The 26469-nt window shown below is 68.4% G+C and carries 21 protein-coding genes; 12 read left to right on the plus strand and 9 right to left on the minus strand.

Annotated features, from left to right (window positions below; translation table 11 throughout):
- The first annotated feature begins 320 nt into the window (after positions 1-320).
- The 5 genes from ABU113_RS04240 to dnaQ are packed head-to-tail and all read left to right on the plus strand — an operon-like array spanning position 321 to position 3981.
- The gene (locus tag ABU113_RS04240) at positions 321-1187 is read left to right on the plus strand and encodes a pyruvate, water dikinase regulatory protein (protein WP_454558238.1); all 867 of its coding nucleotides are present in this window, start codon (positions 321-323) and stop codon (positions 1185-1187) included.
- Positions 1177-1788, plus strand: a complete 612-nt coding sequence (locus tag ABU113_RS04245; RefSeq protein ID WP_454558239.1) for a Maf family protein — start codon at positions 1177-1179, stop codon at positions 1786-1788. The genes ABU113_RS04240 and ABU113_RS04245 overlap by 11 nt, the downstream gene beginning before the upstream one ends.
- Entirely contained in the window at positions 1785-2621 is an 837-nt protein-coding gene (gene aroE / locus ABU113_RS04250) for a shikimate dehydrogenase (RefSeq protein WP_454558240.1), read from the plus strand. Before ABU113_RS04245 ends, aroE begins: the two co-directional genes overlap by 4 nt.
- On the plus strand, positions 2618-3301 hold the full coding sequence (gene coaE / locus ABU113_RS04255; RefSeq protein WP_454558241.1) for a dephospho-CoA kinase: 684 nt from the start codon (positions 2618-2620) through the stop codon (positions 3299-3301). The genes aroE and coaE overlap by 4 nt, the downstream gene beginning before the upstream one ends.
- Positions 3301-3981, plus strand: coding sequence for a DNA polymerase III subunit epsilon (gene dnaQ / locus ABU113_RS04260; RefSeq protein WP_454558242.1), 681 nt, complete (start codon positions 3301-3303; stop codon positions 3979-3981). The genes coaE and dnaQ overlap by 1 nt, the downstream gene beginning before the upstream one ends.
- 46 nt (positions 3982-4027) lie before the next feature.
- Here the strand turns inward: dnaQ and ABU113_RS04265 are convergent, their stop codons facing one another.
- Positions 4028-6850, minus strand: a complete 2823-nt coding sequence (locus tag ABU113_RS04265) for a [protein-PII] uridylyltransferase (protein ID WP_454558243.1) — start codon at positions 6848-6850, stop codon at positions 4028-4030.
- 41 nt (positions 6851-6891) lie between these two features.
- A complete protein-coding gene (mutS, locus tag ABU113_RS04270; RefSeq protein ID WP_454558244.1) occupies positions 6892-9570 on the minus strand; it encodes a DNA mismatch repair protein MutS in 2679 nt (892 codons plus the stop codon).
- A 43-nt stretch (positions 9571-9613) separates the two neighbouring features.
- On the opposite strand from mutS, the gene ABU113_RS04275 reads away from it, so the two are divergent.
- A complete protein-coding gene (locus ABU113_RS04275) occupies positions 9614-11878 on the plus strand; it encodes an NADP-dependent malic enzyme (RefSeq protein ID WP_454558245.1) in 2265 nt (754 codons plus the stop codon).
- Between the two features lie 67 nt (positions 11879-11945).
- Positions 11946-12722, plus strand: a complete 777-nt coding sequence (locus ABU113_RS04280) for an alpha/beta hydrolase (protein ID WP_454558246.1) — start codon at positions 11946-11948, stop codon at positions 12720-12722.
- A gap of 32 nt (positions 12723-12754) precedes the next feature.
- Here ABU113_RS04280 and irrA read toward each other — a convergent pair whose 3' ends face one another.
- Entirely contained in the window at positions 12755-13216 is a 462-nt protein-coding gene (gene irrA, locus ABU113_RS04285) for an iron response transcriptional regulator IrrA (RefSeq protein ID WP_454558247.1), read from the minus strand.
- A gap of 170 nt (positions 13217-13386) precedes the next feature.
- Complete coding sequence (locus ABU113_RS04290; protein WP_454558248.1) at positions 13387-15921, minus strand: TonB-dependent receptor; 2535 nt, start codon at positions 15919-15921, stop codon at positions 13387-13389.
- A gap of 218 nt (positions 15922-16139) precedes the next feature.
- On the opposite strand from ABU113_RS04290, the gene ABU113_RS04295 reads away from it, so the two are divergent.
- Positions 16140-16922 carry a glucose 1-dehydrogenase gene (locus ABU113_RS04295; RefSeq protein ID WP_454558249.1) on the plus strand — a complete coding sequence of 261 codons (783 nt, stop codon included), beginning with the start codon at positions 16140-16142 and terminating at the stop codon, positions 16920-16922.
- A gap of 70 nt (positions 16923-16992) precedes the next feature.
- Here the strand turns inward: ABU113_RS04295 and ABU113_RS04300 are convergent, their stop codons facing one another.
- Both ABU113_RS04300 and ABU113_RS04305 read right to left on the minus strand, forming a co-directional pair.
- A complete protein-coding gene (locus ABU113_RS04300; RefSeq protein ID WP_454558250.1) occupies positions 16993-17403 on the minus strand; it encodes a hypothetical protein in 411 nt (136 codons plus the stop codon).
- Positions 17400-20279, minus strand: a complete 2880-nt coding sequence (locus ABU113_RS04305; protein WP_454558251.1) for an SBBP repeat-containing protein — start codon at positions 20277-20279, stop codon at positions 17400-17402. The genes ABU113_RS04300 and ABU113_RS04305 overlap by 4 nt, the downstream gene beginning before the upstream one ends.
- A 214-nt stretch (positions 20280-20493) precedes the next feature.
- Between ABU113_RS04305 and ABU113_RS04310 the strand changes: the two genes are divergently transcribed.
- Genes ABU113_RS04310 through ABU113_RS04325 form a run of 4 tightly spaced genes read left to right on the plus strand, consistent with a single transcriptional unit; the run spans position 20494 to position 22653 of the window.
- Positions 20494-20784: a YggT family protein gene (locus ABU113_RS04310; RefSeq protein ID WP_454558252.1), complete on the plus strand. Its 291-nt coding sequence runs from the start codon at positions 20494-20496 to the stop codon at positions 20782-20784.
- Positions 20781-21098, plus strand: coding sequence for a DUF167 domain-containing protein (locus tag ABU113_RS04315; protein ID WP_454558253.1), 318 nt, complete (start codon positions 20781-20783; stop codon positions 21096-21098). The genes ABU113_RS04310 and ABU113_RS04315 overlap by 4 nt, the downstream gene beginning before the upstream one ends.
- A gap of 1 nt (position 21099) precedes the next feature.
- The gene (gene folD / locus ABU113_RS04320) at positions 21100-21996 is read left to right on the plus strand and encodes a bifunctional methylenetetrahydrofolate dehydrogenase/methenyltetrahydrofolate cyclohydrolase FolD (RefSeq protein WP_454558254.1); all 897 of its coding nucleotides are present in this window, start codon (positions 21100-21102) and stop codon (positions 21994-21996) included.
- A gap of 12 nt (positions 21997-22008) precedes the next feature.
- Positions 22009-22653, plus strand: coding sequence for a MarC family protein (locus tag ABU113_RS04325; RefSeq protein ID WP_454558255.1), 645 nt, complete (start codon positions 22009-22011; stop codon positions 22651-22653).
- Positions 22654-22728: 75 nt separating this feature from the next.
- Here the strand turns inward: ABU113_RS04325 and ABU113_RS04330 are convergent, their stop codons facing one another.
- The 3 genes from ABU113_RS04330 to ABU113_RS04340 form a co-directional block, all read right to left on the minus strand.
- The gene (locus ABU113_RS04330; protein WP_454558256.1) at positions 22729-23952 is read right to left on the minus strand and encodes an argininosuccinate synthase; all 1224 of its coding nucleotides are present in this window, start codon (positions 23950-23952) and stop codon (positions 22729-22731) included.
- A gap of 86 nt (positions 23953-24038) precedes the next feature.
- The gene (gene dmeF / locus ABU113_RS04335) at positions 24039-25058 is read right to left on the minus strand and encodes a CDF family Co(II)/Ni(II) efflux transporter DmeF (protein ID WP_454558399.1); all 1020 of its coding nucleotides are present in this window, start codon (positions 25056-25058) and stop codon (positions 24039-24041) included.
- 5 nt (positions 25059-25063) lie between these two features.
- A complete protein-coding gene (locus ABU113_RS04340; protein WP_454558257.1) occupies positions 25064-26311 on the minus strand; it encodes a class I SAM-dependent methyltransferase in 1248 nt (415 codons plus the stop codon).
- Between the last annotated feature and the right edge of the window lie 158 nt (positions 26312-26469).

Genomic DNA, 26469 nt, shown 5'->3' on the forward strand with positions numbered 1-26469 from the left:
GATTCCATTCTATTTATATAGAAGAAGGAAGTAGTAGTTGTTGGCGTTCCAGCAGTGGGGTTTAGCCAACCATCCACAGTCTGGCTACCGGCTTTCGTGCGGCGAACCGGCGCAATCCGGCGGCTGTGCGCCACTTGTCCCCAGGACTCACAGGCAGCGGTAAAATCCGTCCCCATGGGGATAAATCGGGGAGGCGGTGGGCATGATCGCCGGAGCGGCACCCTTGCCTCCATCGTGCGGCTTCTCTAAGCCTGATATCCCCAGCTCATCCACAGGGTTTGGCTGACCGCCCGACCGCATGACCCGTTGGCGTATCGACCATGGCGCGACTGCATCTCCATCTGGTCTCCGATTCCACCGGCGAAACGCTGGAATCCGTGGCCAAGGCCTGTCTTTCCCAGTTCGAGGGCGCGGAAGCGATCAAGCACTTCTGGCCGATGATCCGCTCCGAGCGCCAGCTCGACCGGGCGATGGAGGAAGTGGCGCAGCGCCCCGGCCTGGTGCTGTTCACCCTGGTCAACCCGCAGATGCGCGACCGGCTGCAAAGCCGCTGCCTGACGCTCGGGCTGCCGGCGATTTCGGTGCTTGATCCGGTGCTGCAGGCGCTCAGCCAGTTTCTTGGCCAGTCCGCGCGCGGCCTGCCTGGCCGCCAGCATGCCATGGATGCCGCCTATTTCCGCCGCATCGAGGCCGTGCATTTCACCATGGCCCATGACGATGGCCAGCAGCCGGAGGACCTCAACGACGCGGATATCGTGGTGCTGGGCGTTTCCCGTACCTCCAAGACGCCGACCTCGATCTATCTTGCCAATCGCGGCTACAAGACCGCCAACGTACCGATCGTGCCGACGACACCACTGCCCGACACGCTGTTCACCCTGACCCGGCCGCTGGTGGTGGGGCTGACCACCTCGCCGGACCGGCTGGTGCATATCCGCCGGAACCGGCTGCGCAGCATGAACCAGTCGGAGGATACCGATTACGTGCGCGACGAGGAGGTCTCCGCCGAACTCACCTTCGCCCGCCGGCTCTATGCCCAGCACAACTGGCCGGTGATCGATGTCACCCGCCGCTCGATCGAGGAGACGGCGGCAGCGATCGTCAATCTGGTTACACAGCGTGAGGGCGCCGCCAGGGCGGCCACGAAGAACACTAATCCCGGTGGAGGTGGCGATGATGTCGAGTGAAGCGTCGCCACTGGTGCTGGCGTCCACCAGTGCCAGCCGGCAGGCGGTGCTGCGGGCCGCCGGCATCACCTTCGAGGCGGTGGCACCGCACGTCGACGAGGACGAGATCAAGACCAGCCTCAAGATGCAGGGCGCGCCGCCCCGGGTGATCGCCGACGCGCTGGCCGAGGCCAAGGCGGTCAAGGTGTCGCGGCGGATGCCCGGCGCGCTGGTGCTGGGCTGCGACCAGATTCTCGACCTCGGCCGTGGCCAGATGCTCGACAAGGCCGACACGCTGGTTCAGGCGCGCGCGCATCTGGAACTGATGTCGGGACGGGAACACCGGTTGCTGTCGGCCGCCGTCATCGCCCAGGACGGCCAGCCGGTGTGGCGGTTCATCGATTCCGCGACACTACTGATGCGTTCGCTGTCGCCGGCGTTCATCGACCAGTACCTTGCCGCCGAGGGCGAGGCGCTCCTGGGCTCCGTCGGCTGCTATCGCATGGAAGGGCTGGGCATCCAGCTGTTCGCCCGCGTCTCCGGCAACCATTTCACCATTCTCGGCCTGCCGCTGCTGGCGCTGCTCGATTATCTGCGCGCCCGCCAGGTACTGCCGTCATGACCGCACGCCCCACGCCGCCGGTGGCTGGCGTCATCGGCTGGCCGATCGCCCACTCCAAGTCGCCCGTCATTCACGGCCTGTGGCTGGAGTGGCTGGGCATTGACGGCCACTACGTTCGGCTGCCGGTCGAGCCGAGCTGGGTGGTTGAGGCGGTGCGAGCGCTGCCGGCGCTGGGCTTTCGTGGCGTCAACGTCACCATTCCCCACAAGCAGGCGGTGATGGCCGCACTCGACGAGATCACCCCGGCGGCACGCGCCATCGGCGCGGTCAACACGGTGGTGGTCGGCGCCGATGGCCGGCTGACCGGGCACAATACCGACGCCCCGGGTTTTGCCGAGCCGCTCAGGGACCGGGGGCTTGCCGGCAGACCTGCCTGCGTGCTGGGCGCCGGCGGTGCCGCGCGGGCGGTGCTGACGGCGCTAAAAGGTCTGGGCGTTTCCGACATCCGGCTGGTCAACCGGTCCACCGACAAGGCGGCGGCGTTGCTGGACGAACTGGTGATACCCGGCAGCGTCCACGGCCTCGCGCGGCAGGCGTCGGCGCTCGACGGCGCGGCGCTGGTGGTCAACTGCACCAGCCTCGGCATGACCGGCCACCCGCCGCTCGACATTGATCTGGCGCCGCTGGCGGCCGACGCCATCGCCTACGACATCGTTTACGCGCCGCTGGAGACCGACCTGCTGAAGGCGGCCCGGGCGCGCGGGCTTGCCACCATCGACGGGCTGGTGATGCTGGTGGGCCAGGCGGCGGAAGCCTTCCGACTGTTCTTCGACGCCGATCCACCGCGCGATCCCGCCCATGAGGCCGCATTGCGGGCGAGGCTGGTGGCATGATCATCCTCGGGCTGACCGGCTCCATCGGCATGGGCAAGTCCACCGCTACCGCCATGTTCCGGCGGTTGCGGGTGCCGGTGTTCGACGCCGACGCGGCGGTGCACGCGTTGCAGCGGCCGGGCGGCAGGGCGCTGCCGGCCATCGAGGCGGCGTTCCCCGGCACCACCGGGCCGACCGGGCTTGACCGGCAGAAGCTCGGCGCCATCGTCTTTGCCGACCGCGCGGCCCTGAAGCGGCTGGAGGCGATCATCCACCCGATGCTCAACCGCGTGCGCCGCCACTGGCTCTCCACTCAGGCGCTGCATCGCCAGCCGCTGGTGGTGCTTGATGTGCCGCTGCTGTTCGAGACCGGCGGCGACCGGCGCTGCGATGCCGTCGCCGTGGTCTCGGCACCGGCGCATGTCCAGCGCCAGCGGGTGCTGGCGCGCCCGGGTATGACGGCGGAGAAATTCGCCCATATCCTGAAAACCCAGCTGCCGGACGCCGCCAAGCGCCGGCGGGCGGATTTTGTCATCCCCTCCGGCCAGGGCAAGCTGCCGACGCTGGTCGCCATCCGCCGGCTGCTGCGGGCGCTCGATGGCCTGCCGGCGCGCCACTGGCCGCCGGGGTTGCCGGGCGGGCGCCGGCCGGGCACGGCCGTGATCCGGAACAAGGTCAGGCGAAACAAGGTCACCCCCTGATGCGCGAGATCGTTTTTGATACCGAAACCACGGGCTTCGACCCCGACAAGGGCGACCGGCTGATCGAGATCGGCTGTGTCGAGCTGGTCAACCGCCTGCCCACCGGGCGCACCTTCCACCAGCTCATCAACCCCGAGCGCGACGTGCCCAAGGGGGCCGAAGAGGTGCACGGCATCTCCACCGAAATGCTGAAGGACAAGCCGCTGTTCGCCGCGGTGGTCGACGACTTTCTCGCCTTCGTCGGTGACGCGCCGCTGGTCGCCCACAACGCCGAGTTCGATTTCCGCTTCCTCAACTGGGAACTGAAGAACCTCGGCCGGCCGGTGATGTCGTGGAGCCGGATGGTCGACACGCTGGACATCGCCAAACGGATGTTCCCCGGCGCCAAGGCCTCCCTCGACATGCTGTGCAGCCGCTTCGGCATCGACCGCTCGGCGCGCACCAAGCATGGCGCGCTGCTCGACGCGCAATTGCTGGCCGAGGTCTATCTTGAACTGATGGGCGGCCGCCAGCACGGTTTCCAGCTGATGGAAACCGTGGTGGAGACGCGCACGAGCGTGACGCTGGAACGCCGCTACCGGGCGCCCCGGCCGCACGCGCCCACCGAGGAGGAACAGGCCGCCCACGCGGCATTCCTCGCCCGGATCAAGAACCCGCTGTGGACCGCCGGCCAGGGGTGAGGCGCGGCGCTCACCGCCGGCAGACCAGCGGAGATGGTCGCGGGTCTTACCGTCCCCAGCCGCCGCCGACATAGACCGGCTCGGACTTGCCGGGATCGACACCCCTGGGTGTGCGCGGCGTTTCCTCCTCTTCCTCGCCGTTGGCGGCCGCCACCAGCTTGCGCTCCAGCGCCTTCAGCCGGTTGGCGTTGGTGATTTTCTCGCCGGTGAGGTCGGTGAGGTAGAACACGTCGACCGCGCGCTCGCCATAGGTCGCCACATGGGCGGAGTGGATGGTCACCTTGGCCTGGAACAGCGCGTGGGTGAGCGCGAACAGCAGCGCCGGCCGGTCCAGCGTGTTGATCTCGATCACCGTGTAGCGGTTCGATGCCTTGTTATCGATGAGGATGTTGGTCTCGACCCTGAAGACCTCGGCGCGCGGCTTGCTCGACGGCTTGGCCGCCAGCCGGTCGGCGAGCTTGATGCGCCCGGCCAGCGCGTCCTCCACTGTCTGTTGCAGCCTTGCCAGCCGGTCGGGATCATCAAAGGCGCCGCCGTTGTGGTCCTGCAGCGTCATGTTGTCGAGCGCCATGCCGTCGCGGGTGGTGTGGATGCGCGCGCCGACGATGTTGGCGCCGCCCAGCGAGATCGAGCCGGCGACGCGGAAGAACAGGCCGGGGTGGTCGGGCGCGTAGATGGACAGCAGCGTGGTGCCGGCGGCCATGTCGATCACCGTCGCCACGTTGAGGCTTTTCCTGGCCTCGTCCGCCACCCGCACCAGTTCGGCATTGAGGAACAGCACGTCCTGCGGTTCTGCGATCCAGTAGGCGTCGAAGAAGCGCTTGGCATAGCGGCTGAACTTGGCCTGCGACCAGCCGAGCTGGGTCTCCAGCATCTGCTGCTTGGCGGCTATGCGCTCGCGTCGGCCGCTGGTCTTGTGACCCAGCAGCAGCACTTCCTCGGCGGATTCATACAGCTCGCCCAGCAGCTGGCCCTTCCAGGCGTTCCAGATGCCCGGCCCCACGGCACGGATGTCCACCGTGGTCAGCAGCAACAGCAGGCGCAGGCGCTCCGGGCTCTGCACCATCTCGGCGAAGTCGAGGATCGTCTTGTAGTCGGTGAGGTCGCGCTTGAAGGCGGTGGCCGACATCAGCAGGTGATAGCGCACCAGCCAGGCCACGGTCTCGGTCTCGGCGGCGTTGAGCCCCAGACGCGGGCACAGTTTCTCCGCCACCCTGGCGCCCAGCTCGGAATGATCGCCGCCGCGACCCTTGGCGATGTCGTGCATCAGCACCGCGACGTAGAGCACCCGGCGGGACAGCAGCTTGCCGATGATCTCGGTACCCAGCGGGTGGTCCTTGGCCAGCTCGCCCTTCTCGATGCGGGCCAGCAGCCCGATGGCGCGGATGGTGTGCTCGTCCACCGTGTAGTGGTGGTACATGTCGTACTGCATCTGCGCCACGACCCGGCCGAAGTCGGGCACGAAGCGGCCGAACACGCCGACCTCGTTCATCAGCCGCAGCATCGATTCCGGGTCGCGCGGCGAGGTCAGGATGTCGAGGAACATCCGGTTGGCCTCGGGGTCGTTGCGCACCGCCGCCGTGATCAGCGTCGCGTCGCGCCCGGCCTGGCGCACGGTGGTGGGGTGGATTTCCAGTCCCTGGGTGTCGGCGAGGTGGAACAGCTGGATCAGCCGGACCGGCTGGTCACGGAAGAACAGGTCGTCGGGGGCCGCCAGCCGGCCTTCCATCACCACGAAGCCGGAGAGTTTGCGGGCGCCGCGCCGGAGCGTCGGCAGCCGCCACAGCGGCTTCTTGCGGTGCTGGTGCTCCAGGTGGGCGAGGAACTGACGGCTGAGGTCGCCCACCGTCTTGGCGGTGAGGAAATAGTGCTTCATGAACCGCTCGACGCCGGAGACGCCGGGGCGGTCGGCGTATTTCAGCCGGGCGGCCAGTTCGCGCTGGACGTCGAAGGTCAGGCGTTCCTCGGCGCGGCCGGTGATGTCGTGCAGGTGGCAGCGCACCGTCCAGAGGAATTCCTCGGCCTTGAGGAACTGGCGTAGCTCCTCGGCGGTGAGCAGGCCCTTGTCCACCAGTTCGGTGACGTCGTTGGCGCGGTTGATATACTTGCCGATCCAGAACAGCGTATGCAGGTCGCGCAGGCCGCCCTTGCCTTCCTTGAGGTTGGGCTCGACCACGTAGCGGCTGTCGCCCATGCGCTTGTGGCGGGCATCGCGCTCGTCCAGCTTCTGGCGCACGAATTCGGATTCCGTGCCCGGCACCACGTCGCGCCAGAAGGCGGCGCGCGCCTCGTCGTAGAGCGCCTGGTCGCCCCACAGGTAACGACCCTCCAGCACGGCGGTGCGGATGGTGGTGTCCTCCCGCGCGTAGCGGATCATTTCCGGCACGGTGCGGCTGGCATGCCCCACCTTCAGCCGCAGATCCCACAGCAGGTAGAGCATCGCCTCGATGACCTGCTCGGTCCACGGCGTCTGCTTGTGGGGGGTGAGGAACAGGATGTCGACGTCGGAGAACGGCGCCATCTCGCCGCGGCCATAGCCACCGACCGCCAGCAGGGTCAGTCGCTCGCCGGCGGTGGGGTTGGACAGCGGATAGAGCTTCTGGGTGACGAAATCATAGGCCAGCCGCAGGATCTGGTCGGTGAGGAAGGCATAGGCGCTGGCCAGTGTCTTGCCGCGCGCCTCCTCCGCCAGCATCCGCCGTTGCAGCTCGGCCCGGCCGGTTGCCAGCGCCTCCTTGAGCACGCCGACGCAGGCGCGCCGCTGCTCGGCGGCGTCACCGTTGCCAGCGATGGCGTCCAGCCGGTCGGCGAGGACGCGCCGGTCGATGATGTCGCGCCGGTTGGCGACCCTGGCGAACAGATCGGTCATGACCCTGTGTTGTCTCCCGGCCTTGTTGTTCCGGCCTTAATCTAGTGCTCCGGCGGCGCCTCGGCGATGGCTTTCAGACGATAGAGCAGGTCGAGCGCCTCGCGCGGGGTTAGCGCATCGGGATGAATATCCGCTAAAGCCGCCCGCAGCGGTTCCGGCCGCGCCGGCGCCGGTGCCGGTGCGGCGGCGGCGAACAGCGGCAGCGCCTCCAGCGCCGAGCGGGCGTTGCCGGCGGTCTGCGGGTTTTCCAGCTTGTCGAGGATGGCCTGGGCACGCGCCGTGACCGAGGCCGGCAGCCCGGCGAGGCGGGCGACCGCCAGGCCGTAGGAGCGGTCGGCGGCGCCGGCCATGATCTCGTGGAGGAACACCAGCTCGTCCTTCCACTGGCGCACCGCCACCGTGTAGAGCGCCAGCGCCGGCAGCTTCTGGCTGAGCCCGGTCAGCTCGTGATAGTGGGTGGCGAACAGGGTGCGGCAGCGGATCGCCTCGTGCAGCTGCTCCAGCACCGCCCAGGCGATGGCCAGACCGTCGTAGGTGGCGGTGCCACGGCCCACCTCGTCGAGAATGACCAGCGAGCGGTCGGTGGCCTGGTTAAGGATGGCGGCGGTCTCGATCATCTCGACCATGAAGGTGGAGCGGCCCTGGGCCAGATTGTCGGAGGCGCCGACGCGGCTGAACAGCCGGTCGACGATGCCGATGTGCGCTGCCCGCGCCGGCACCCGCGCGCCCATCTGCGCCAGCACGGCGATCAGCGCGTTCTGGCGCAGGAAGGTGCTCTTGCCGGCCATGTTGGGGCCGGTGAGCAGCCACACCCGCTGCGCGTCGTCGAGCGTGCAGTCGTTGGCGACGAACGGCGCGCCAGTGCGCCGCAGCGCGGCTTCAACCACCGGATGGCGGCCGCCGTCGATGCGGAACACCGGGTCGGGCTCGATCACCGGCCGGCACCAGCCGTCGCGGGCGGCGAGTTCAGCATGGCTGGCGGCGACGTCCAGGCGGGCCAGCGCGCCGGCGGTGGCGGCGATCAGCCCGCCGTCAGCCAGCACCTGTGTCCGCAGCGCCTCGAAATGCTCGCGTTCGAGCGCCAGGCCGCGATCGCCGGCCTGGGCGATGCGGGTGGCGAGGTCGGCCAGCTCGCCGGTCGAGAAGCGGATGGCGCCGGCCATGGTCTGGCGGTGGATGAACTGGCCCGACGCCATCAGCGGGTCGGCCTGCTTGGCCGCCACCTCGACATGATAGCCGATCAGGTTGTTGTGGCGGATCTTGAGGCCGCTGACGCCGGTCTCCTCGCGGTAGCGCGCCTCCAGCGCCGCCACCGCCCGCCGGCCGTCGGCGCTGAGCGAGCGCAGCTCGTCGAGCGCGGCATCGAAGCCCGGCGCGATGAAGCCGCCATCGGCGACCGCCATCGGCGGTTCGGCCACCAGCGCCCGGGCCAGATGGTCCACCAGCGCCCCGTGCGGGCCGATGGCCGCCAGCTGCGCTGCCAGCATGGCGCAGGGCGTCAGCCGGGCGGCGGCGGTCTCGGCGAGCAGGGCTTTGAGCGCCAGCGCCTGGGTGAGGCCGGTGCGCACGGCGGCCAGATCGCGCGGGCCGCCGCGCCCCACCGACAGGCGGGACAGCGCGCGTTCCAGATCGGGCGTCGCCTTCAGCAGGTCGCGGGTCTTGGTACGCACCACGGTGTCGTCGAGGAACCAGTCCACCAGGTCCAGCCGGGCATCGATGGCCGCGATGTCGGTGAGCGGCGCGCCGACATCCCCGGCCAGCAGCCGGGCGCCGGCGGCGGTGACGCTGAGGTCGATGACGCCCAACAGGCTGCCGCGCTTGTCGCCGGACTGGGTGCGGGTCAGCTCCAGACTGGCGCGGGTCGCGGCGTCGATCGCCATCACCGCGCCGGCCGTCTCCCGCCGGGGCGGCGACAGGCGCGGCAGCGCGCCCTTCTGGGTCTCGTCGAGATAGTCGATGAGGCCGGCCAGTGCCGCCAGTTCCGACCGCTCGAAACCGCCCAGCGAGTCGAGGCTGGCCAGCCGGAACAGGGCTTTCACCCGCGCCTCGCCGCGCTGGCTGTCGAAGCGTTCGCGCCGCAGCGGGGTCAGCGGCGTGCCCAGCACCGCCAGCACCGCCGGGGCCGGGGTGCCTTCGGCGGCGACGACTTCCGCCGGCGCCAGGCGGGCGAGTTCCGCCTCCAGCCGGTCCGGGCCCAGCGCCATGGTGGCCAGCTGGCCGGTGGACATGTCGCACCAGGCCAGCGCGGTGTGGCCGCCGGCCTCGGCGAGGCTGGCGAGGTAGTTGCTGGCGCGGGCATCCAGCAGCGGCTCCTCGGTCAGCGTGCCCGGCGTCACGAGGCGGACAATTTCCCGGCGTACCACTGATTTCGAGCCGCGCTTCTTCGCTTCCGCCGGGTCTTCCATCTGCTCGGCGACGGCGACCCGGAAGCCGGCCTTGATCAGTCGCGCCAGATAGGAGTCCGCCGCATGCACCGGCACGCCGCACATGGGAATGTCCGTGCCCTGGTGCTTGCCGCGATGGGTGAGCGCGATGTCGAGCGCGGCGGCCGCCTTGTGGGCGTCGTCGAAGAACAGCTCGTAGAAGTCGCCCATGCGGTAGAACAGCAGGCAGTCGGGATACTCGGCCTTGACGGCGAGGTATTGCGCCATCATCGGTGTCGCGGCCGGTACCGGTGCGACGCTCGCGTCGGTGGACGGGGTGGGTTGGGTTGAGTACATCGATCAGGTTTTACCGGTGAGCGCTAGCGAAAGGGAATGGGGAATGTCGGACGACAAAGACGTGCAGTTCAGTGATCGGGAAGCGCTCCTGTTCCATTCCGCCAAGCGGCCCGGCAAGCTGGAAATCATCGCCTCCAAGCCGATGGCCACCCAGCGCGACCTGAGTCTGGCCTATTCTCCCGGTGTCGCGGTGCCGGTCAAGGCCATCGCCGACGATCCGGCGGCGGCCTACGACTACACGGTGAAGGGCAACCTGGTCGCCGTCATCTCCAACGGCACTGCCATCCTGGGGCTCGGCAACCTCGGCGCGCTGGCCTCCAAGCCGGTGATGGAGGGCAAGTCGGTGCTGTTCAAGCGCTTCGCCGACGTCGACTCCATCGATCTGGAAGTGGCGACCGAGGATGTCGACGCCTTCATCAACTGCGTGCGCCTGCTGGAGCCGTCGTTCGGCGGCATCAACCTTGAGGACATCAAGGCACCGGAATGCTTCATCATCGAAAGCCGGCTCAAGGAGCTGATGCAGATCCCGGTGTTCCACGACGACCAGCACGGCACCGCCATCATCTCGTCCGCCGGCCTGCTCAACGCGCTGGAAATCACCGGTAAGTCGATCAAGGACATCAAGCTGGTCGTCAATGGCGCCGGCGCCGCCGCCATCGCCTGCACCGAACTCGCCAAGGCGCTGGGCGTGCCGCACAACAACGTCATCATGTGCGACTCCAAGGGCGTCATCTATCAGGGCCGCACCGAGGGCATGAACCAGTGGAAGTCGGCCCACGCGGTGGTGACCGAGGACCGGACGCTGGCTGATGCGCTGCGCGGCGCCGATGTGTTCCTCGGTCTGTCGGCGGCCGGCGCGGTGACGCCGGAGATGGCCAGGTCGATGGCCCCCAACCCGATCATCTTCGCCATGGCCAACCCGGACCCGGAGATCACGCCGGAGCAGGTGGCCAGTGTGCGTTCGGACGCCATCGTCGCCACCGGCCGGTCGGATTATCCCAACCAGGTCAACAACGTGCTGTGCTTCCCCTACATCTTCCGGGGCGCGCTCGACGTGCGGGCGACCACCATCAACGAGGAAATGAAGATCGCCGCCGCCCGCGCGCTGGCGGAACTCGCCCAGCAGGACGTGCCCGACGAGGTGGCGGCGGCCTATGGCGGCGAACGTCGGGTGTTCGGGCCCAACTACATCATTCCCGCACCCTTCGATCCCCGGCTGATCGAGTGGATTCCGGCCCGCGTCGCCCAGGCGGCGATGGATACCGGCGTCGCCCGCAAGCCCATCCTCGACATGGACGCCTACCGCACCGAGCTGAAGACCCGGCTCAATCCGACCACGGCGGTGCTGGCGGCCAGCTACGACAAGGCGCGCGCCAACCCCAAGCGGGTGGTGTTCGCCGAGGCGGAAGAGGAGAAGGTGCTGCGCGCCGCCGTCACCTTCAAGAACGGCGGCTATGGCGTGCCGGTGCTGGTGGGCCGCACCGAGCGGGTCGAGGCCGGCCTGCGGGCGCTGGGCATCGAGGCGGTGGAGGAGTTCGAGATCCATAACGCCCGCATCAGCCCGCTGACCACCCAGATGAGCGAGCGGCTTTACGCCCGGTTGCAGCGGCGCGGCTATCTGCTGCGCGACTGCGTCCGGCTGGTCAACCAGGATCGCAACGTGTTCGCCTCGCTGCTGGTCGAGATGGGCTATGGCGACGCCATGATCACCGGCGTCACCCGTCACTTCCGCCAAAGTCTCGAACAGGTGATGCTGGCCATCGATCCGCAGCCGGACCACATGCTGTTCGGCATGCACATCGTCGTCGGCCGCAGCCAGACGCTGTTCATCGCCGACACCACGGTGCATGAGCGTCCCGATGCCGAAACGCTGGCCGACATCGCCATCCAGACGGCGGAAGCGGTGCGTCGCCTCGGCCACGAGCCGCGCGTCGCCTTCCTGTCCTACTCCAACTTCGGCAACCCGCCGGGCGTCATCCCGGCGGTGGTGCGCGACGCGGTGGCACTGCTCGACCAGCGCCGGCCCGGCTTCGAGTATGAAGGCGAGATGTCGCCCGACGTCGCGCTCAACCGCGAACTGAAGTCGCTCTATCCGTTCAACCGGTTGACCGGACCGGCCAATGTGCTGATCATGCCGGGGCTGCATGCCGCCAACATCTCCGCCAAGCTGCTCAAGGAGATCAACGGCAGCGTCGTCGGCCCGCTGCTGATGGGCATGTCGAAGCCGGTGCAGATCGCGCCGATGACCTCGACGGCCTCGGAGCTGGTCAACATGGCGGTGCTCGCCGCGGCTGGCATGGTGCGCTAGCATCGGGCCGGAATTGGGGGCCGGTGCTGGCGAGGCCGCCGCGCAGGGACCAGGGGAGAGGGATCGCATGACCGACAAGCCCACCGTGTTGCTGATCCATGGCATGTGGTCGCGGCCGCGGGTGTGGGAGGCCGCGCGCGCCCACCTGGAGGCACGCGGCCACACGGTGCTGGCGCCCGCGCTGCCGGGCCACGACATCGCGCCCGGCGACCCGGTGCCGCCGGAACTCGCCGGCTACGGCCTGGCCGACTATGTCGACGCGCTTGAGGCAGTGGCGCGCACGGTGGATGGTCCGCTGGTGGTCGCCGGCCACTCGCTGGGCGGGCTGCTGGCGCAGCTGCTGGCGGTGCGGGTGCAGCCGGCCGGGCTGGCGCTGCTGTCGCCGGCGCCGTCGGCCGACATCCTGGCGATCGGGCTGGAGCCGCTCAGGACCACCTGGCCGCTGGTCAGCCGCTGGGGCTTCTGGCACCGGACGACGCTGATCCCGCGTGAGGCGGCGCTCTACGGCATCTTCAACAACGTGCCGGCGGCCGATGCCGAGCGCGAGGTTGCCGAGCTGATCCCTGATTCCGGCCGGGTGCTGGGCGAGATTCTCGCCGGTGCGCTGCACAGCGGCAAGCCCGCCAGGGTCGACTATGCCCGACTGGCCATGCCGGCGCTGGTGATGGTCGGCACCGCCGACCGCATCACGCCCGCCGGGGTCGCCCGCGCCACCGCCCGCCGGCTTGGCGGCCCGGTGCGCTACCGTGAGCTTGATGACGTCGGCCACTGGCTGTTCCACGCAGCCGTGCTGAACCAGGTGCTGGGCGAACTCGACGGTTTTCTCGATACGCTGCGGGCCTGAGCGCGCTGAGGTCCTCAGCGGAAACGGCGCGGTCAGGGGGCCCGGCTGTCGGTGCCGGGGCTGGCGCGCCGGACCCGGATCACCACGTCGACGCGCTCCAGCGTCGTCCCTTCGGGCAGCGGCGGCAGGCTGGCCAGCCGCACCTGGTCGGACGGAATGTCGATGATCGTGCCATCCGCCTGCACCACATGCTGGTGCGGCCGGGTGTTGGTGTCGAAATGGTTGCGGCCGGCCTGCAACACCACCGGCTGCACCATGCCGGCGGCGGTGAACTGGTGCAGCGTGTTGTAGACGGTGGCCAGCGACAGCGGCACGCCGGCGGCGGTCGCCTCGGCGAACAGCTGCTCGGCGGTGACATGACGGGTTTCGGGTTTCGCCAACAGCAAGATCGCCAGGGCCACCCGCTGCCGGGTTGGTCGCAGACCGGCGTCGCGCAATCGCTGCAACGCGGCCAGGCGCGCGGCCTCCCCGAGGCCTGTATCCTCTGCAGTCATTGACGGCGTCCCCCTGCCTGAGCCGTGTTTGCCCCGCCTATAACATTGTCCGAATGGCGAGACTAGAATTTATAGACTAGTCGAGTATCGCCGCCGCGCGGGCAGAGAAAACCCGCCCCGGCAGGGGCCGGGGCGGGTGCAGTCTGGTTGCCGTTAGTTGGTGCGAGGCGTCAGAACCGAGCGCGCAGCGTGATGCCATAGGTCCGCGGCTCGGCCAGGAAGGCGTTGAAGGTCTGGGTGTTGACCAGCGCGTTCTTGGTCCCCGATCCCTGCAGCGGACCGTCGAAGCCGACCTGCATGTAGTTCTTGTTGGTCAGGTTGCGGCCCCACAGCTCGACGCCCCAGCGCTCGTCCTCGCCGAGCACGCCGATGCGGGCGTTGATCAGGAACACGCTGTCCTGGATCTTTTCGGCATCGAGGTCGGAGCCGGTGTTGATGTCGCTGGTGTAGCGGACGTCGACATGCACCAGACCCATCAGGCTGGAGCCCGGCAGGTTCTCCTTGTAGGTGGCGCCGCCCGAGATCGAATATTTCGGCGCGCTGGTGATCTGCCGGCCGGCCAGCTGCCACAGCGCGCCGCCGGCGGGTGCCGAGGCGGACGGCGGCGCGAACAGGCCGGTGTTGCCGAGGTTGTCGTCATATTTGGTCGAGGCGATGGTCAGGCCGCCGTTGAGCATCAGCGCATCGATCGGCGTCACATAGGTCTCGATCTCGATGCCCTTCGACACCGTGCTGCCCGGCAGGTTGGCCACCACATAGCTGATGCCGTTGAAGGTATTGAGCTGGAAGTCCTTGAAATCCGAGTAGAAAGCGGCGGCATTGATGCCGAAGGTGCCGCTGTCGTTACGGAACTTCATGCCGACTTCGTAAGCGTCCACCTTCTCGGCGTCGAACTGCAGTTCATCGGCGCTCGGTGCCGCGGTCGACATGGCGGCGCGGTCGAGGTTGAAGCCGCCCGCCTTGTAGCCCTTGGCGTAGGAGACATAGGCCGACATCCGGTTGGTGAACTTGTAGTTCAGCGCCGCCGTGCCGGTCCATTCAGTCTCCTTGCGCGAGGAGTTGTAGTTGCCGTCCACCGCCGAGTTGAAGAACGGCAGGCAGGGCAGGGTGGCCAGGCTCGACAGCGCCGAGGCCACCGCCGAGGGCACCGCCGGGTTGGTGAGGAAGCCCATCAGGTCGTCGCAGGCCTGGTTGTTGGCCAGCAGGTTGGCCTTCAGCTTCTTCTTTTCCTCGGTGTAGCGCAGGCCCAGCGACACCGAGAACTTGTCGGTGACGTTGATGATGTTGTGGGTGAACAGCGCCCAGTTGTCGGAGGTCTGCTTCCAGCTGTCCTGCACCACGCCGGAGCCTTCGGGGAAGGTCAGCGAGGCCGGTGCCAGGCTGGCCAGCGCCGCCGAGCCGGTCGCCGCCTGGACGAACGGCCGGAACAGGGCATAGCCCGGGAAGGTCGGCACCGAGGCGCGCACCAGCGCGTCGGCATAGGCGCCATAGTCCGAGCCGACCCGCACCGCGTCGTCGAGGGTCAGCACCTCATGCGCGTAATAGGCACCGACCAGCCAGTCGAGAATGCCGACCTTGCCGTTGAACCGCAGTTCCTGGCTGAAGGTCTTGAATTCCTGCACCATGCCGTCGGTGTCGCGGTAGAGGATGTCGGCGCTGGTGTAGTCGATGTCCTGGCTGCGCCACGCCTTCCAGTCGCGGTAGGCGGTGATCGAGGTCATCGAGGTGTCACCGAAGTCCCAGTTGACCTCGCCCGACATGCCCCATTCGGTAACGTCCTGCTGGAATCCGCGGCCCGGCGTGGTCGCCGACTCGCGGTCATAAGGGTCGTCCGACGAGGCCCCGCCGGCGCCCGAGCCGAGCTGGCCGCCCAGCGCCTCGATGATGGCGGCGGTCGAGCCGCGCACCAGGGTCACCGCGGCGCAGCAGTTCTCGTTGCGCTTGGAATAGTCGGCGATCAGCCGCACCGACAGGTCGTCGTTGGGGGTGAACAGCATCTGACCGCGCAGCAGCCAGCGGTCGCGGTCGTTGTAGGAGGCGCCATTGACGACGTCATCGATCATGCCGTCGCGCTTGGTATAGACACCATCGATGCGGGCGGCGAGCTTGTCTTCGACCACCGCGCCGGTGATGCCGCCGGCGAAGCGGATGGCGTCATAGTTACCGTAGCTGGCCTCGCCATAGCCGCCGGTGGTGAACTTCGGCCCGGCGGTGACGACGTTGATCAGGCCGGCCGAGGCGTTGCGGCCGAACAGCGTGCCCTGCGGGCCACGCAGCACCTCGATGCGCTCGACCTCGCCGAGTTCGGTCAGGCCGACGTTGTTGCGCGAGCGGTAGACACCGTCGATGAACACGGCGACCGCCGACTCCAGGCCGGGGTTGTCGCCGGTGGTGCCGACGCCGCGGACGCGGGCGGTGGTGCCGGCCACTTCCGACGACGAGGCGGACAGGAACAGGCTCGGCGCCAGGTTCTGCAGCTCGCGGATGTCGGTGACGCCGGCGTTCTTGAGCTGCTCGGCGCTCACCGCCGACACGGCGATCGGCACATCCTGCAGGCTCTGGGCGCGCTTGGTGGCGGTGACGATGATATCGCCGAAGTCGATCGACTCGTTCTGGGCGGTTTCGTCCTGGGCCCGAGCGGCCGACAGGCTGACGCAGGAAGCGGCGAGTGCCGCGGCGGATGCCAAAAGAATAGATTTACGCATGATGTCTCCCCAAAGAACTTCCCCGATTCCCCCGCGTCGTCCGCGGACAAGAGTGCCCGGCGCGCGGTTGCCATTAGCAAGAAGCTAGAAACGGTTGTGAATTCGCGCAAGCCGAGAACCCAGCAAAAATGTCAGATCTTTTGACTGCTGTGCTGTTCAAACAACACTCGGGCGGGCTAGAGTCGGTTTTTCAGGCTCCTGTTCAAGAGGCGGAATCGATGGAATCGCAAGGTCGGCTGGCGGGTAAGGTGGCAATCGTGACGGGTGCGGCGTCGGGGCTCGGGCGGGCGATCGCGGCCCTGTTCGTTGCCCAGGGTGCGCGGGTATTGCTGAGCGATCTCAATGGCGAAGGAGCCGCTGCGGTGGCCGCCGGCCTGGGTGACCGGGCCGCCGCCATCCGCCATGACGTCACCAGCGCCGAGCAGTGGCAGGACACGCTCGATGCCGTGGTCGCCAGCTTCGGCGGCCTGCATATCCTGGTCAACTGCGCGGGCATCGGCGCGGCCGGCACTGTTGAGGACACGACGCTGGAGGACTGGCGACGGGTGCACGCCGTCGACCTCGACTCGGTGTTCCTGGGGTGCAAATACGCGCTGCCGGTGATCGCCGAGACCACCCGGCGGGAAGGCAGCCGGGGGGCGGTGCTCAACGTGTCGTCGATCGCCGGCGTCATCGCCGCCGCCAACCTCGCCTCCTACAACTCCGCCAAGGCGGCGGTGCGCCATCTCACCAAGTCGGTGGCGCTGCACTGTGCCCGCGCCGGTTATGCCATCACCTGCAACTCGGTGCACCCGACGTTCATCGACACCCCGATTCTCGACGACATCGGGCCGGGCGTCGAGCGCGAGCAGCTGCTGGCCAAGCTCGGCCGGCAGATTCCGGTGGGTCGGGTCGGCGAGCCCGACGACGTGGCCTACGCCGCCGTCTATCTGTGCTCCGACGAGTCGAAGTTCGTCACCGGCTCGGAGCTCTATATCGACGGCGGCATCTCGGCGATGTGACGGCGCCGGGAGTGACTCCACCCGAGTGGCCGGGGCCGAGTGATGGCGGAAGGCGCGACCCGTGCGGGCCTCACAGCTTGCGGGCGCTGGCGTCCACCACGAAGGCCTTCAGGCCCGGCTTGCCATGGGTGCGGTCGGCGGCGCGTTGCACCTCGGCGGCCAGAAGCCGGACATCGAGCGGCCGGCGCGGGTCGAGCTTGAGCCGGCCCAGCTGCATCAGCGCGGTGTTGAAGGCGTCGATGTAGCGGATGCGCCGCGCCTCGATGGCATCCTTGTCCTCGGGCTTGGGCACCTGCAGGGTCACCGTCACCGACATCATGCCGGCGACACGGGTGTCATCGAACAGCGGCACGATGATCGGCTCGAAGCGGACGAAGGTCGGCGCGCCCTCCTTGTCGCTGCTCTCGCCGCCGCCGGCCGCCTGCGCCGGCGCGGCCAGCAGCAACACCGCCACCAGCAGGGACAGCAGCCGGCCGATCATATCAGCGTGCTCGAACTGACGCCGCCGCCCAGCCGCGACAGGGCATCCTGGTAGTTGGCGAGCTGCTTGGTGAGATAGGCCGGCGCGCTGCCGGAGCCGGCATATTTGGCGTTCTGCGCCAGCTGCACCCGGGTTTCGTCGTAATAGAGCGAGCGATAGGCCCGCTGGATGGTCGACATGGCGTTGCTGATCTGGCTCAGCACGTAGCTCGCCGAACGCTTGTCATCGAAGGTAAGCGCACTGGTCAGTCCCAGCGCGTAACTGCCGCCCGGCGTCAGCAGCGTTTCCATCTCGTCCTCGCCACCCAGGCCGTAGAGCCGCTCGGCCGACAGCAGCTTGGTGGGTTCCATGCCGAGCTTGGCGAGCGCGTCCCGTCCGTTGTCGCCGGCGAGGACGTCGACGGTGGCGTCGCCCTTAACCTTGATCTGCAGCTTGGTGCCGGTGGACAGGGTGCTCACGGAGACATCGAGGCTGGAAGAGATTGCCTTGATCCGCACCGACAACGACTTCAGCGTGTCCCCTTCGCGGATGGTGATCTTGCGCTTCGTGCCGCCGTCGACGGAAATGTAGAAATAGTCGCCCTTGCGCAGACTGGTCTGGCTCAGCAGGTCGGAGGACTGCGCCGGGTTCTGGACGCCGGCGGTCAGGCCCAGCCGGGCCAGCGTGCTCGAATAGCCCTGGGTATTGAGTGCCAGCGCCACGCCGGCGGTGGCGGTCTCCACCGCGCCGTACTGGGCGGTGGCCTCGACGGCGCCGGAGCCGAGGTCGAGGCGGGAGACGAAGCTGTCCACCGAGCCCTTGCGACCGCTGCCGGCGAGCACGCCGGTGGTGGAGCCGCTGACGTAGATGTTGCCGTCGCGGATGGCGACGTCACTGATGCGGTCGCCCTGGTCGGTGCCGATGTAGGTGACACCCTGGGCGGTCAGCGCACCGTCGAGGCGGGCGACGAAGCCGTCCATGAAGCCGGCGGGCGAGCCGGTGGCCGGTCCGGCGTCGAGCGATCCGCTGGTGGTTGATCCCACCACCACCACCGTGCCGGTGTCGGGATCGACGGCAATGCCGGTCAGCCCGCCGGAGCCGACAGCGCCAAGGTCGATCTGGCCGAGCTGGGCGTCGAGGTCGGCGGAGTCCAGCTTGCGCACGATGGCGCGGCCGCTCTCGGTGGTGGCGACAAGCACCGCGCCGTCCGCGCCTACCGCGATGTCGGCGACGCTGTCGGCGCCGGTGGTGCCGAACTGGGTGATCGACATCACCCGGCTGGTCACACCTTCCACCACCCGCTTGGCGCCGTCGATCTTGGCGACGAACACGTCCTGGCCGCCCACGGCGGCGTCGGTGGGGCTGATGGTGCCGGTCACCGTGCCGGCGAGATAGATGTTACCGTCGGCGTCGGTGGTGAGCGCGGTACCGGCGTTGACCGCCACCCGGTCGATCTGGGTGGTGAACAGTTCGGTGCCGTCAGAGGTGAACTTGGTGACGAAGGCATCCTGGCCGTTGAAGGCGTCATTGGGCGCGAGGTTGCCGGTGGTGGAGCCGGCGACGATGACATTGTCATCCTTGTCGACGGCGACGGCATAGCCCTCATTGACGCCGCCGCCGCCGACCAGACGGGAATAGATCACCTTGCCGTCGGGGGCGTATTTGGTCAGGAACAGGTCATTCTCGCCGTCGCCCTTGGCGATGCCGAAGTCGCCGGAAGACGTGCCGACGACATAGAGAAAACCCTGGGAATCCACCGCCATGTTGCGGGCGGTGGTGGTGGCGGCGATGTCGCCGGGGGCGCCCTCGCCGTCGGAAGTCTTGCCGGACTTGTACACCGCCGCGGCCAGTGCCGTGGCGCCGGTGTCGAGGCCGGCCACCGTCGAGGCGTTGCCGAGCGTCAGGGTGTTGTCGATGTCGTCAAGGCGGCGCAGGCCGCCGATGGTGGGGTTGCCGCTGCTGCTGTTCTGGCTCAGCACATAGATCGACGGCTCGGTGACGGCGGGGTCGCCCAGGGTGATCGTCTCGGTGGACGAGCCGGCGAAGCGGATGCCCCACATGTCGTCGCCGGTCTTGTAGAGTTCCGCGCGGGTGCGGAAGCGGGACATGGGTTCGCCGTCGCCCGACAGCAGCGGGTCGCCGTTGGAGTCCAGCACCACCGAGGCGCTGATCTGCTGGTTGATGAGGCCGACCACGGCGCCCAGCGACAGCGTGGTGGTGATCTGCGACAGGTCGATGGTGAAGGTCTCGTCTTTGGTCGAGGATGACAACCGGATGGTGAAGCTCTCGGCGCCGGTGAGCCCGCTCAGTGCCTTGGTGGGGTCTTCCTCGACGATGCCGATGCCCTCGATCTTGGTGGCGGTCTTGGGGAGGGTCACCGTTTCCAACTGCGACTTCTTGGTGCCGAACATCAGCGCCAGCTTGTCGGTGGCGCTGGTGGCGGTGAATTTCTGCACTTCCGCCAGGCCCTCGGCGAACTTGGCGCTGAGCTGGGCCAGCGCGGTCGACGGCGTGGTCTTTTCCGCGCCATAGGCGGCCAGCGCCTTGAGGTTGTCGAGCGCCTGGTAGAGCCCGAACAGCGTTTTCAGGTCGGCGTCACCCTCGGCCTTGCCGACCGCGTCCGATTTCAGGTTGATGAAGGAGTCGAGCGCCAGTGCCGATTGCGCGGCCTGGTAAAGCGAGGCGCTGCTGCTGCCGTCGCTGTCGTTCCACGGCGCGATGACGGCCGGCGTGTCGAACTTGGACAGCGTTTTCTGCGAGACCACGGGCGCGGGGTTGACGTTGGTGATCAACCCGGAGAGGTCCATCTGGATCGGGGTATAGCTGGTGGCGGCCGACGATGACAGGCTCACCGTCGACATCAAGGCCGCATAGTTGATCGAGTAGTTGTTGGTCACCACACGTCTCCGTGAGCGTGACTATGAACAGCGGGTCTTGCGAAGGGGTTAACACGCCGGACGCTCTAGTCTGTCGCCGGTGCCATCCGGCGCGAGGCCGGGTTGACGCCCTCCGGCGCTAGGCCGGGTTGACGCCCTCCGGCGCGAGGCCGGGTTGAAGAATATCGCCGTAGCGGCTACATCGCCCCCATCAACTCCAGACGGGTGACATGGCATGGGCGCGGTCTACTGGCTTATCGACACAATTCTCGCGCTGCTGATGTTCGCGGTCGTGGTCAGCGCCATCGCCTCGTGGCTGGTGGCCTTCAACGTCATCAACCCCTACAACGCCTTTGTCCGCGCCATCCTCGACTCCCTCAACCGCATCGTCGAGCCGCTGTGCCGGCCGATCCGCCGGGTGCTGCCGGATCTCGGCGGCGTCGACTTCTCGCCGCTGGTGGTGATCCTGCTCATCATGTTTGCCCGGAAGCTGCTGATGGAGCTGTTCTTCGGGGCGATGATGTGAGTTCGGCGCTGTCGCCCGATGCGGGCGGCGTGTGCGTCGCCGTCAGGGTGACGCCCAGGGGTGGGCGCGACGCCGTCGCCGGGCTGGTGGTCGACGCCCGTGGCGACGAACGGCTGGCGGTCAAGGTGCGGGCCGCGCCGGCCGACGGCGAGGCCAATACCGCCGTGCTGGCGCTGCTGGCGCGCAGCTTCGGGGTGCCGAAGTCGGCGGTGACTCTGCTGCGCGGCGAAACGGGGCGGGAAAAACGGATTCACATTGCCGGCGATGGCGCGGTGCTGGCCGCGCGCTTCGCCCAACTGACGACGGAGAACTGACGTGACGGCACGGATCATCGACGGCAAGGCGTTCGCCGCCACCCTGCGCCAGCGTGTCGGCGCGGCGGTGGCCGGCCTGAAGGCTGATCACGGCCTGACGCCGGGGCTCGCGGTGGTGCTGGTGGGCGAGGATCCGGCCTCGGAAATCTATGTCCGCAACAAGGGGCTGCAGACCGTCGAGGCCGGCATGGCCTCGTTCGAGTACAAGCTGCCGGCCACCACCAGCGAGGCCGAGCTGCTGGCGCTGGTCGGCCAGCTCAACGCCGATGCCGGTGTCCACGGCATCCTGGTCCAGTTGCCGCTGCCCAAGCACATCTCGGAAGCGGCGGTGATCAACGCCATCGACCCCGACAAGGACGTCGACGGCTTCCACGTCATCAACGCCGGCCGCCTGGCCACCGGCCAGCCGGCGCTGGTGCCCTGCACCCCCTATGGCTGCCTGCTGCTGCTGAAAGACGCGCTGGGCGATCTCGCCGGCAAGTCGGCGGTGGTGATCGGCCGCTCCAACATCGTCGGCAAGCCGATGGCCCAGCTGCTGCTGGCGGAAAGCTGCACCGTCACGGTCGCGCATTCGAAAACCCGCGACCTGCCGGCGGTGGTCGCTGGCGCCGACATCGTGGTCGCCGCCGTCGGCCGGCCGCGGATGGTCACCGGCGACTGGATCAAGCCGGGGGCGGCGGTGATCGACGTCGGCATCAACCGGATTCCGGCGCCCGAGAAGGGTGAGGGCGCCACCCGTGTCGTCGGCGATGTCGACTTCGCCAGTGCCGCGGCCGTCGCCGGCGCCATCACCCCGGTGCCGGGCGGTGTCGGGCCGATGACCATCGCCTGCCTGCTGCGCAACACCGTGGTCGCCGCCTGCCGTCAGGCCGGGCTGGCCGACCCGGCCGGTCTGTGATCTGATGCGCCGATGCTCGACGTATTCATCCCGGCGTTCGTCACCTTGCTGGTCATCATCGACCCGCCGGGCTGCGCGCCGATCTTCGCCAGCCTGACCGCCGGCACCAGCACCCGCCATCAGCGGCTGATGGCGATCCGCTCGGTGGCGATGGCCGCCGCCATCCTGCTCACCTTCGCGCTGGCCGGCGAGGCGCTGCTGGGCGCGCTGGGCATCAGCCTGGATGCCTTCCGCACCGCCGGCGGCGTGCTGCTGTTCATCATCGCCATGGACATGGTGTTCGAGAAGCGCACCGAGCGCCGGGAGACGCGGGCCGAGAAGGTCGCCCGCGAGGCCGAGACCAAGCATGTCTCCCTCGAAGAGGAGGACATCTCGGTGTTCCCGATGGCGATCCCGATGATCGCCGGACCGGGCAGCATCGCGACCACCATGCTGCTCACCGCCAAGCAGCCGGGCTGGGAGGGTCAGGCGGTGGTGCTGGCGGCGCTCGCCGCCGTGCTGGCGATCACGCTGGCCGCCCTTCTGGCCGCCGGGCCGCTGATGCGGCTGATGGGCAAGACCATCTCCGGCGTCATCACCCGCCTGCTCGGCGTGCTGCTGGCCGCACTCGCCGCCCAGTTCGTGTTCGACGGCATCCGCCACACCTTCATGGGCTGAGATTTTTCGGCTGAGCGGGCTGCCGGCAGCCGCCCCGCGCGGTCACGGGGGCGGCGTCGATCGGCGCGCGGTGCCTTAGCCCAGCCGGCCGCGCTGGCCGAGCAGGCGCAGGCGCAGGGCGTTGAGCTTGATGAAGCCCGCCGCGTCGCGCTGGTCGTAGGCGCCGGCGTCTTCCTCGAAGGTGACGATGTTGGCCGAATAGAGCGAGTTGGGCGACTTGCGGCCGACGACGTTGACCGAACCCTTGTAGAGCTTCAGGCGCACCGTGCCGGAAACATGCTCCTGGCTCTTGTCGATGGCGGCCTGCAGCATCTCGCGCTCCGGCGAGAACCAGAAGCCGTTGTAGATCAGCTCGGCATAGCGCGGCGCCAGCTCGTCCTTCAGGTGCGCGGCACCCCGGTCGAGCGTGATCTGCTCGATGCCGCGATGGGCGGCATAGAGGATGGTGCCGCCCGGCGTCTCGTACATGCCGCGGCTCTTCATGCCGACGAAGCGGTTCTCGACCAGGTCGAGCCGGCCGATGCCGTTGTCGCGGCCGAGGTCGTTGAGCCTGGCGAGCAGCGTCGCCGGGCTCATCGCCACGCCGTCGATGGCAACCGCGTCACCCTTCTCGAAGTCGATGGTGATATAGGTCGGCGTGTCCGGCGCGTCCTCGGGGTTGATGGTGCGCGAATAGACATAGTCCGGCACCTCTTCCCACGGGTCCTCCAGCACCTTGCCTTCCGACGAGGTGTGCAGCAGGTTGGCGTCGGTCGAGAACGGCGCCTCGCCGCGCTTGTCCTTGGCGATGGGAATCTGATGCTGTTCGGCGAACTCCAGCAGCTTGGTGCGGCTGGTCAGGTCCCACTCGCGCCACGGCGCGATCACCTTGATGCCCGGTTCCAGCGCGTAATAGCCCAGCTCGAAGCGGACCTGGTCGTTGCCCTTGCCGGTCGCGCCATGGCAGACCGCATCAGCGCCCATCTTGCGGGCGATCTCGATCTGCTTCTTGGCGATCAGCGGCCGGGCGATCGAGGTGCCGAGCAGGTAGAGGCCCTCGTAGAGCGCGTTGGCGCGCATCATCGGGAACACATAGTCGCGCACGAATTCCTCGCGCAGATCCTCGATGAAGATGTTTTCCGGCTTGATGCCGAGCAGAATGGCTTTCTGGCGCGCCGGTTCCAGTTCCTCGCCCTGGCCGAGGTCGGCGGTGAAGGTGACGACCTCGCAGTCGTAGGTCTGCTGCAGCCACTTGAGGATGATCGAGGTGTCGAGGCCGCCGGAGTAAGCCAGCACCACCTTGTTGATGTCACGCGCCATGGGCAATCCTTCACGAACCGGGCCGGAACCTGTCGCCGGCGAAGCGGGGGAGTCGTGGCGCGGCGTACAGGCCGCCGGTTACAGCGTCAAGATAGGCTGTCCGCCGGGGCGGCGGCCGGATCGGCGCCGCGCGGGTGGACCTCGATGGTGACGTGGCTGAGCGGCGCCAGGCCGCGCAGCTTCTCCTGATAGACATGCGGCGGCTGCGGCCGGCTGGAGACGATGGTGATCATGCTCGCCAGATGCCCCGGCCCCACCCGCCAGATGTGCAGGTCGGTGACCTCGTCGGTGTCGGATTCCAGCGCCCGGCGCGCCTGCGCCAGCAGGTCGAGGTCGGGCGTCATGTCCAGCAGCACCCGCGCGGTGTCGCGCGCCAGCCCCCAGGCCCAGCGGGCGATCACGGCGGCGCCCACCAGCCCCATCAGCGGATCGAGCCAGCCCCAGCCCCAGAGCCAGCCGGCGGCCAGCGCGGCGATCGCCAGCACCGAGGTCAGCGCGTCGGCCAGCACATGGACATAGGCCGCCGCCAGATTGTGGTCGCGGTGGTGGCCGTGCGTGTCGTCGTGGTGCCCGTGGTCATCGTGATCGTGGTCGTGCCCGTGGTGATCGTGACCGTGCGTGTGCCCGTGCCCATGGTCGTGCCCGTGGTCATGGCCCAGCAGCCAGGCACTGGCCAGGTTGACCAGCAGGCCGACCACGGCGACCAGCATCGCTTCCCTGAAGTGGATGGCCTGAGGCGCGATCAGCCGGTCTACAGACTCGATGGCGATCAGCAGCGCCATCAGCCCGAGCGCGATGGCGCTGGCGAAGGCGGCGAGATCGCCGACCTTGCCGGTGCCCAGCGAGAAGCGGGGGTCGGCCGCGCGGGCGCGGGCGATGCCATAGGCCGCCGCCGCCAGCCCCAGCGCGCCGGCGTGGCTGGCCATGTGCCAGCCGTCGGCCAGCAGCGCCATCGAGCCCAGCCAGTAGCCGCCGACGATCTCGGCCACCATGGTGACGGCGGTCAGTGCGATCACCAGCCACATCCGCCGCTCGTTGCGGCCATGGGCCGGGCTGAGGAAGTGGTGGTGCTTGGTGCCGGCGGGCGGACTGGCGGACAGGTCCATGGTCATCACGCGGGTTGCAGGGTGGGAACGTCCGGCCCCTGTTGCAGCAGCCGGGCTTCGGCGTCGCGCATATAATCACGGGTCAGCGGCACCGCGTCCACCGTGCGGGCGAGCTGGATCTGGAACACCACATGCCCCTGGTGGCGGAAGGCGCACAGCGCGCCGGCAAGATAGAACAGCCACATCCGCCAGAAGCGCTCGTCATAGAGGGCGACGATCTCGGCGCGCGCCGAGATCGTGCGGTCATACCAGTGCTGCAGCGTGTGCATATAGTGCAGCCGCAGTACCTCGACGTCGGTGACGTAAAGCCCGGCGCGCTCGATCGCCGGCATCAGCTCCGACAGCGCCGGGGTGTAGCCGCCGGGGAAGATGTACTTGCGGGTCCACGGGTCGGTGACGCCCGGCCCGTCGGCCCGCCCGATGGTGTGCAGCAGCATCACCCCGTCGTCCTTCAGCAGCCGGCAGGCGGTGTCGAAATAGGTCTGGTAGAACGGCTTGCCGACGTGCTCGAACATGCCGACCGAGACGATGCGGTCGAACTTGCCCTCGACGGCGCGATAGTCGCGCAGCTCGAAGCGCACGTCCTCGGCGACGCCGGCCGCCTCGGCGCGGCCGCGCGAGACGCCCAGCTGCTCGGTGGACAGCGTGACCCCGGTCATCCGGGCACCGCAGGCGGCGTTGAGGTAAAGCGCCAGCCCGCCCCAGCCGCTGCCGATCTCCAGCACCTCAAGCCCCGGCCGGTCGAGCAGCAGCTTGGCGGCGATATGGGCCTTCTTGTCGAACTGCGCCTGCTCCAGGCTGGCCTCGGGGCTGCGGAAATAGGCGCAGCTGTATTGCCGGTCCTTGTCGAGGAACAGGTCATAGAGCCTGCCCGACAGGTCGTAATGGTGGGCGACGTTGGCGCGGGCGCGGCGCTGGTCGTTCCATTGCTGGAAGGGCATCAGCCAGCGCGGCCGGCGGTCCAGCGTCTTGCGCAGCGCATTATCCGGGTGCCATTTCAGGTTGCCGGTGAACAGGTCGAGCAGGTCGAGGATGTGGCCTTCCTCCATCACCAGCCGGCCGTCCATATAGGCTTCGCCCGCCGCCAGCGTCGGGTTGAAGGCGATCGACCATTCCAGCCGCCGGTCGGCCAGCCGGATGGCGCAGCGTGGCGCCATGCCGTCGCCGAACACGTGGCGCGCGCCGCCGGCGTCGATGACGGTGAGCGTGCCGGCGCGAATGACACGCCGCAGCAGCGATCCCAGTGGACCCATCCTGTTTTCTCCCGCCACGGTTGAGTATCTGGGGCTTGATCCCTACAGGTTGAGTCAGCCTGAAGCTTGAATCAAGGGCAAATCTGTTGAGGTCAGCCTGTCAGACTAGCACGAAAAGGCCGGCGGGCGAGGGGCGATGGTCGCCGCCGGCCGGCATG

The organism is Parapedomonas caeni (assembly GCF_041060555.1).
GTDB lineage: Bacteria > Pseudomonadota > Alphaproteobacteria > Sphingomonadales > Sphingomonadaceae > CAUJIW01.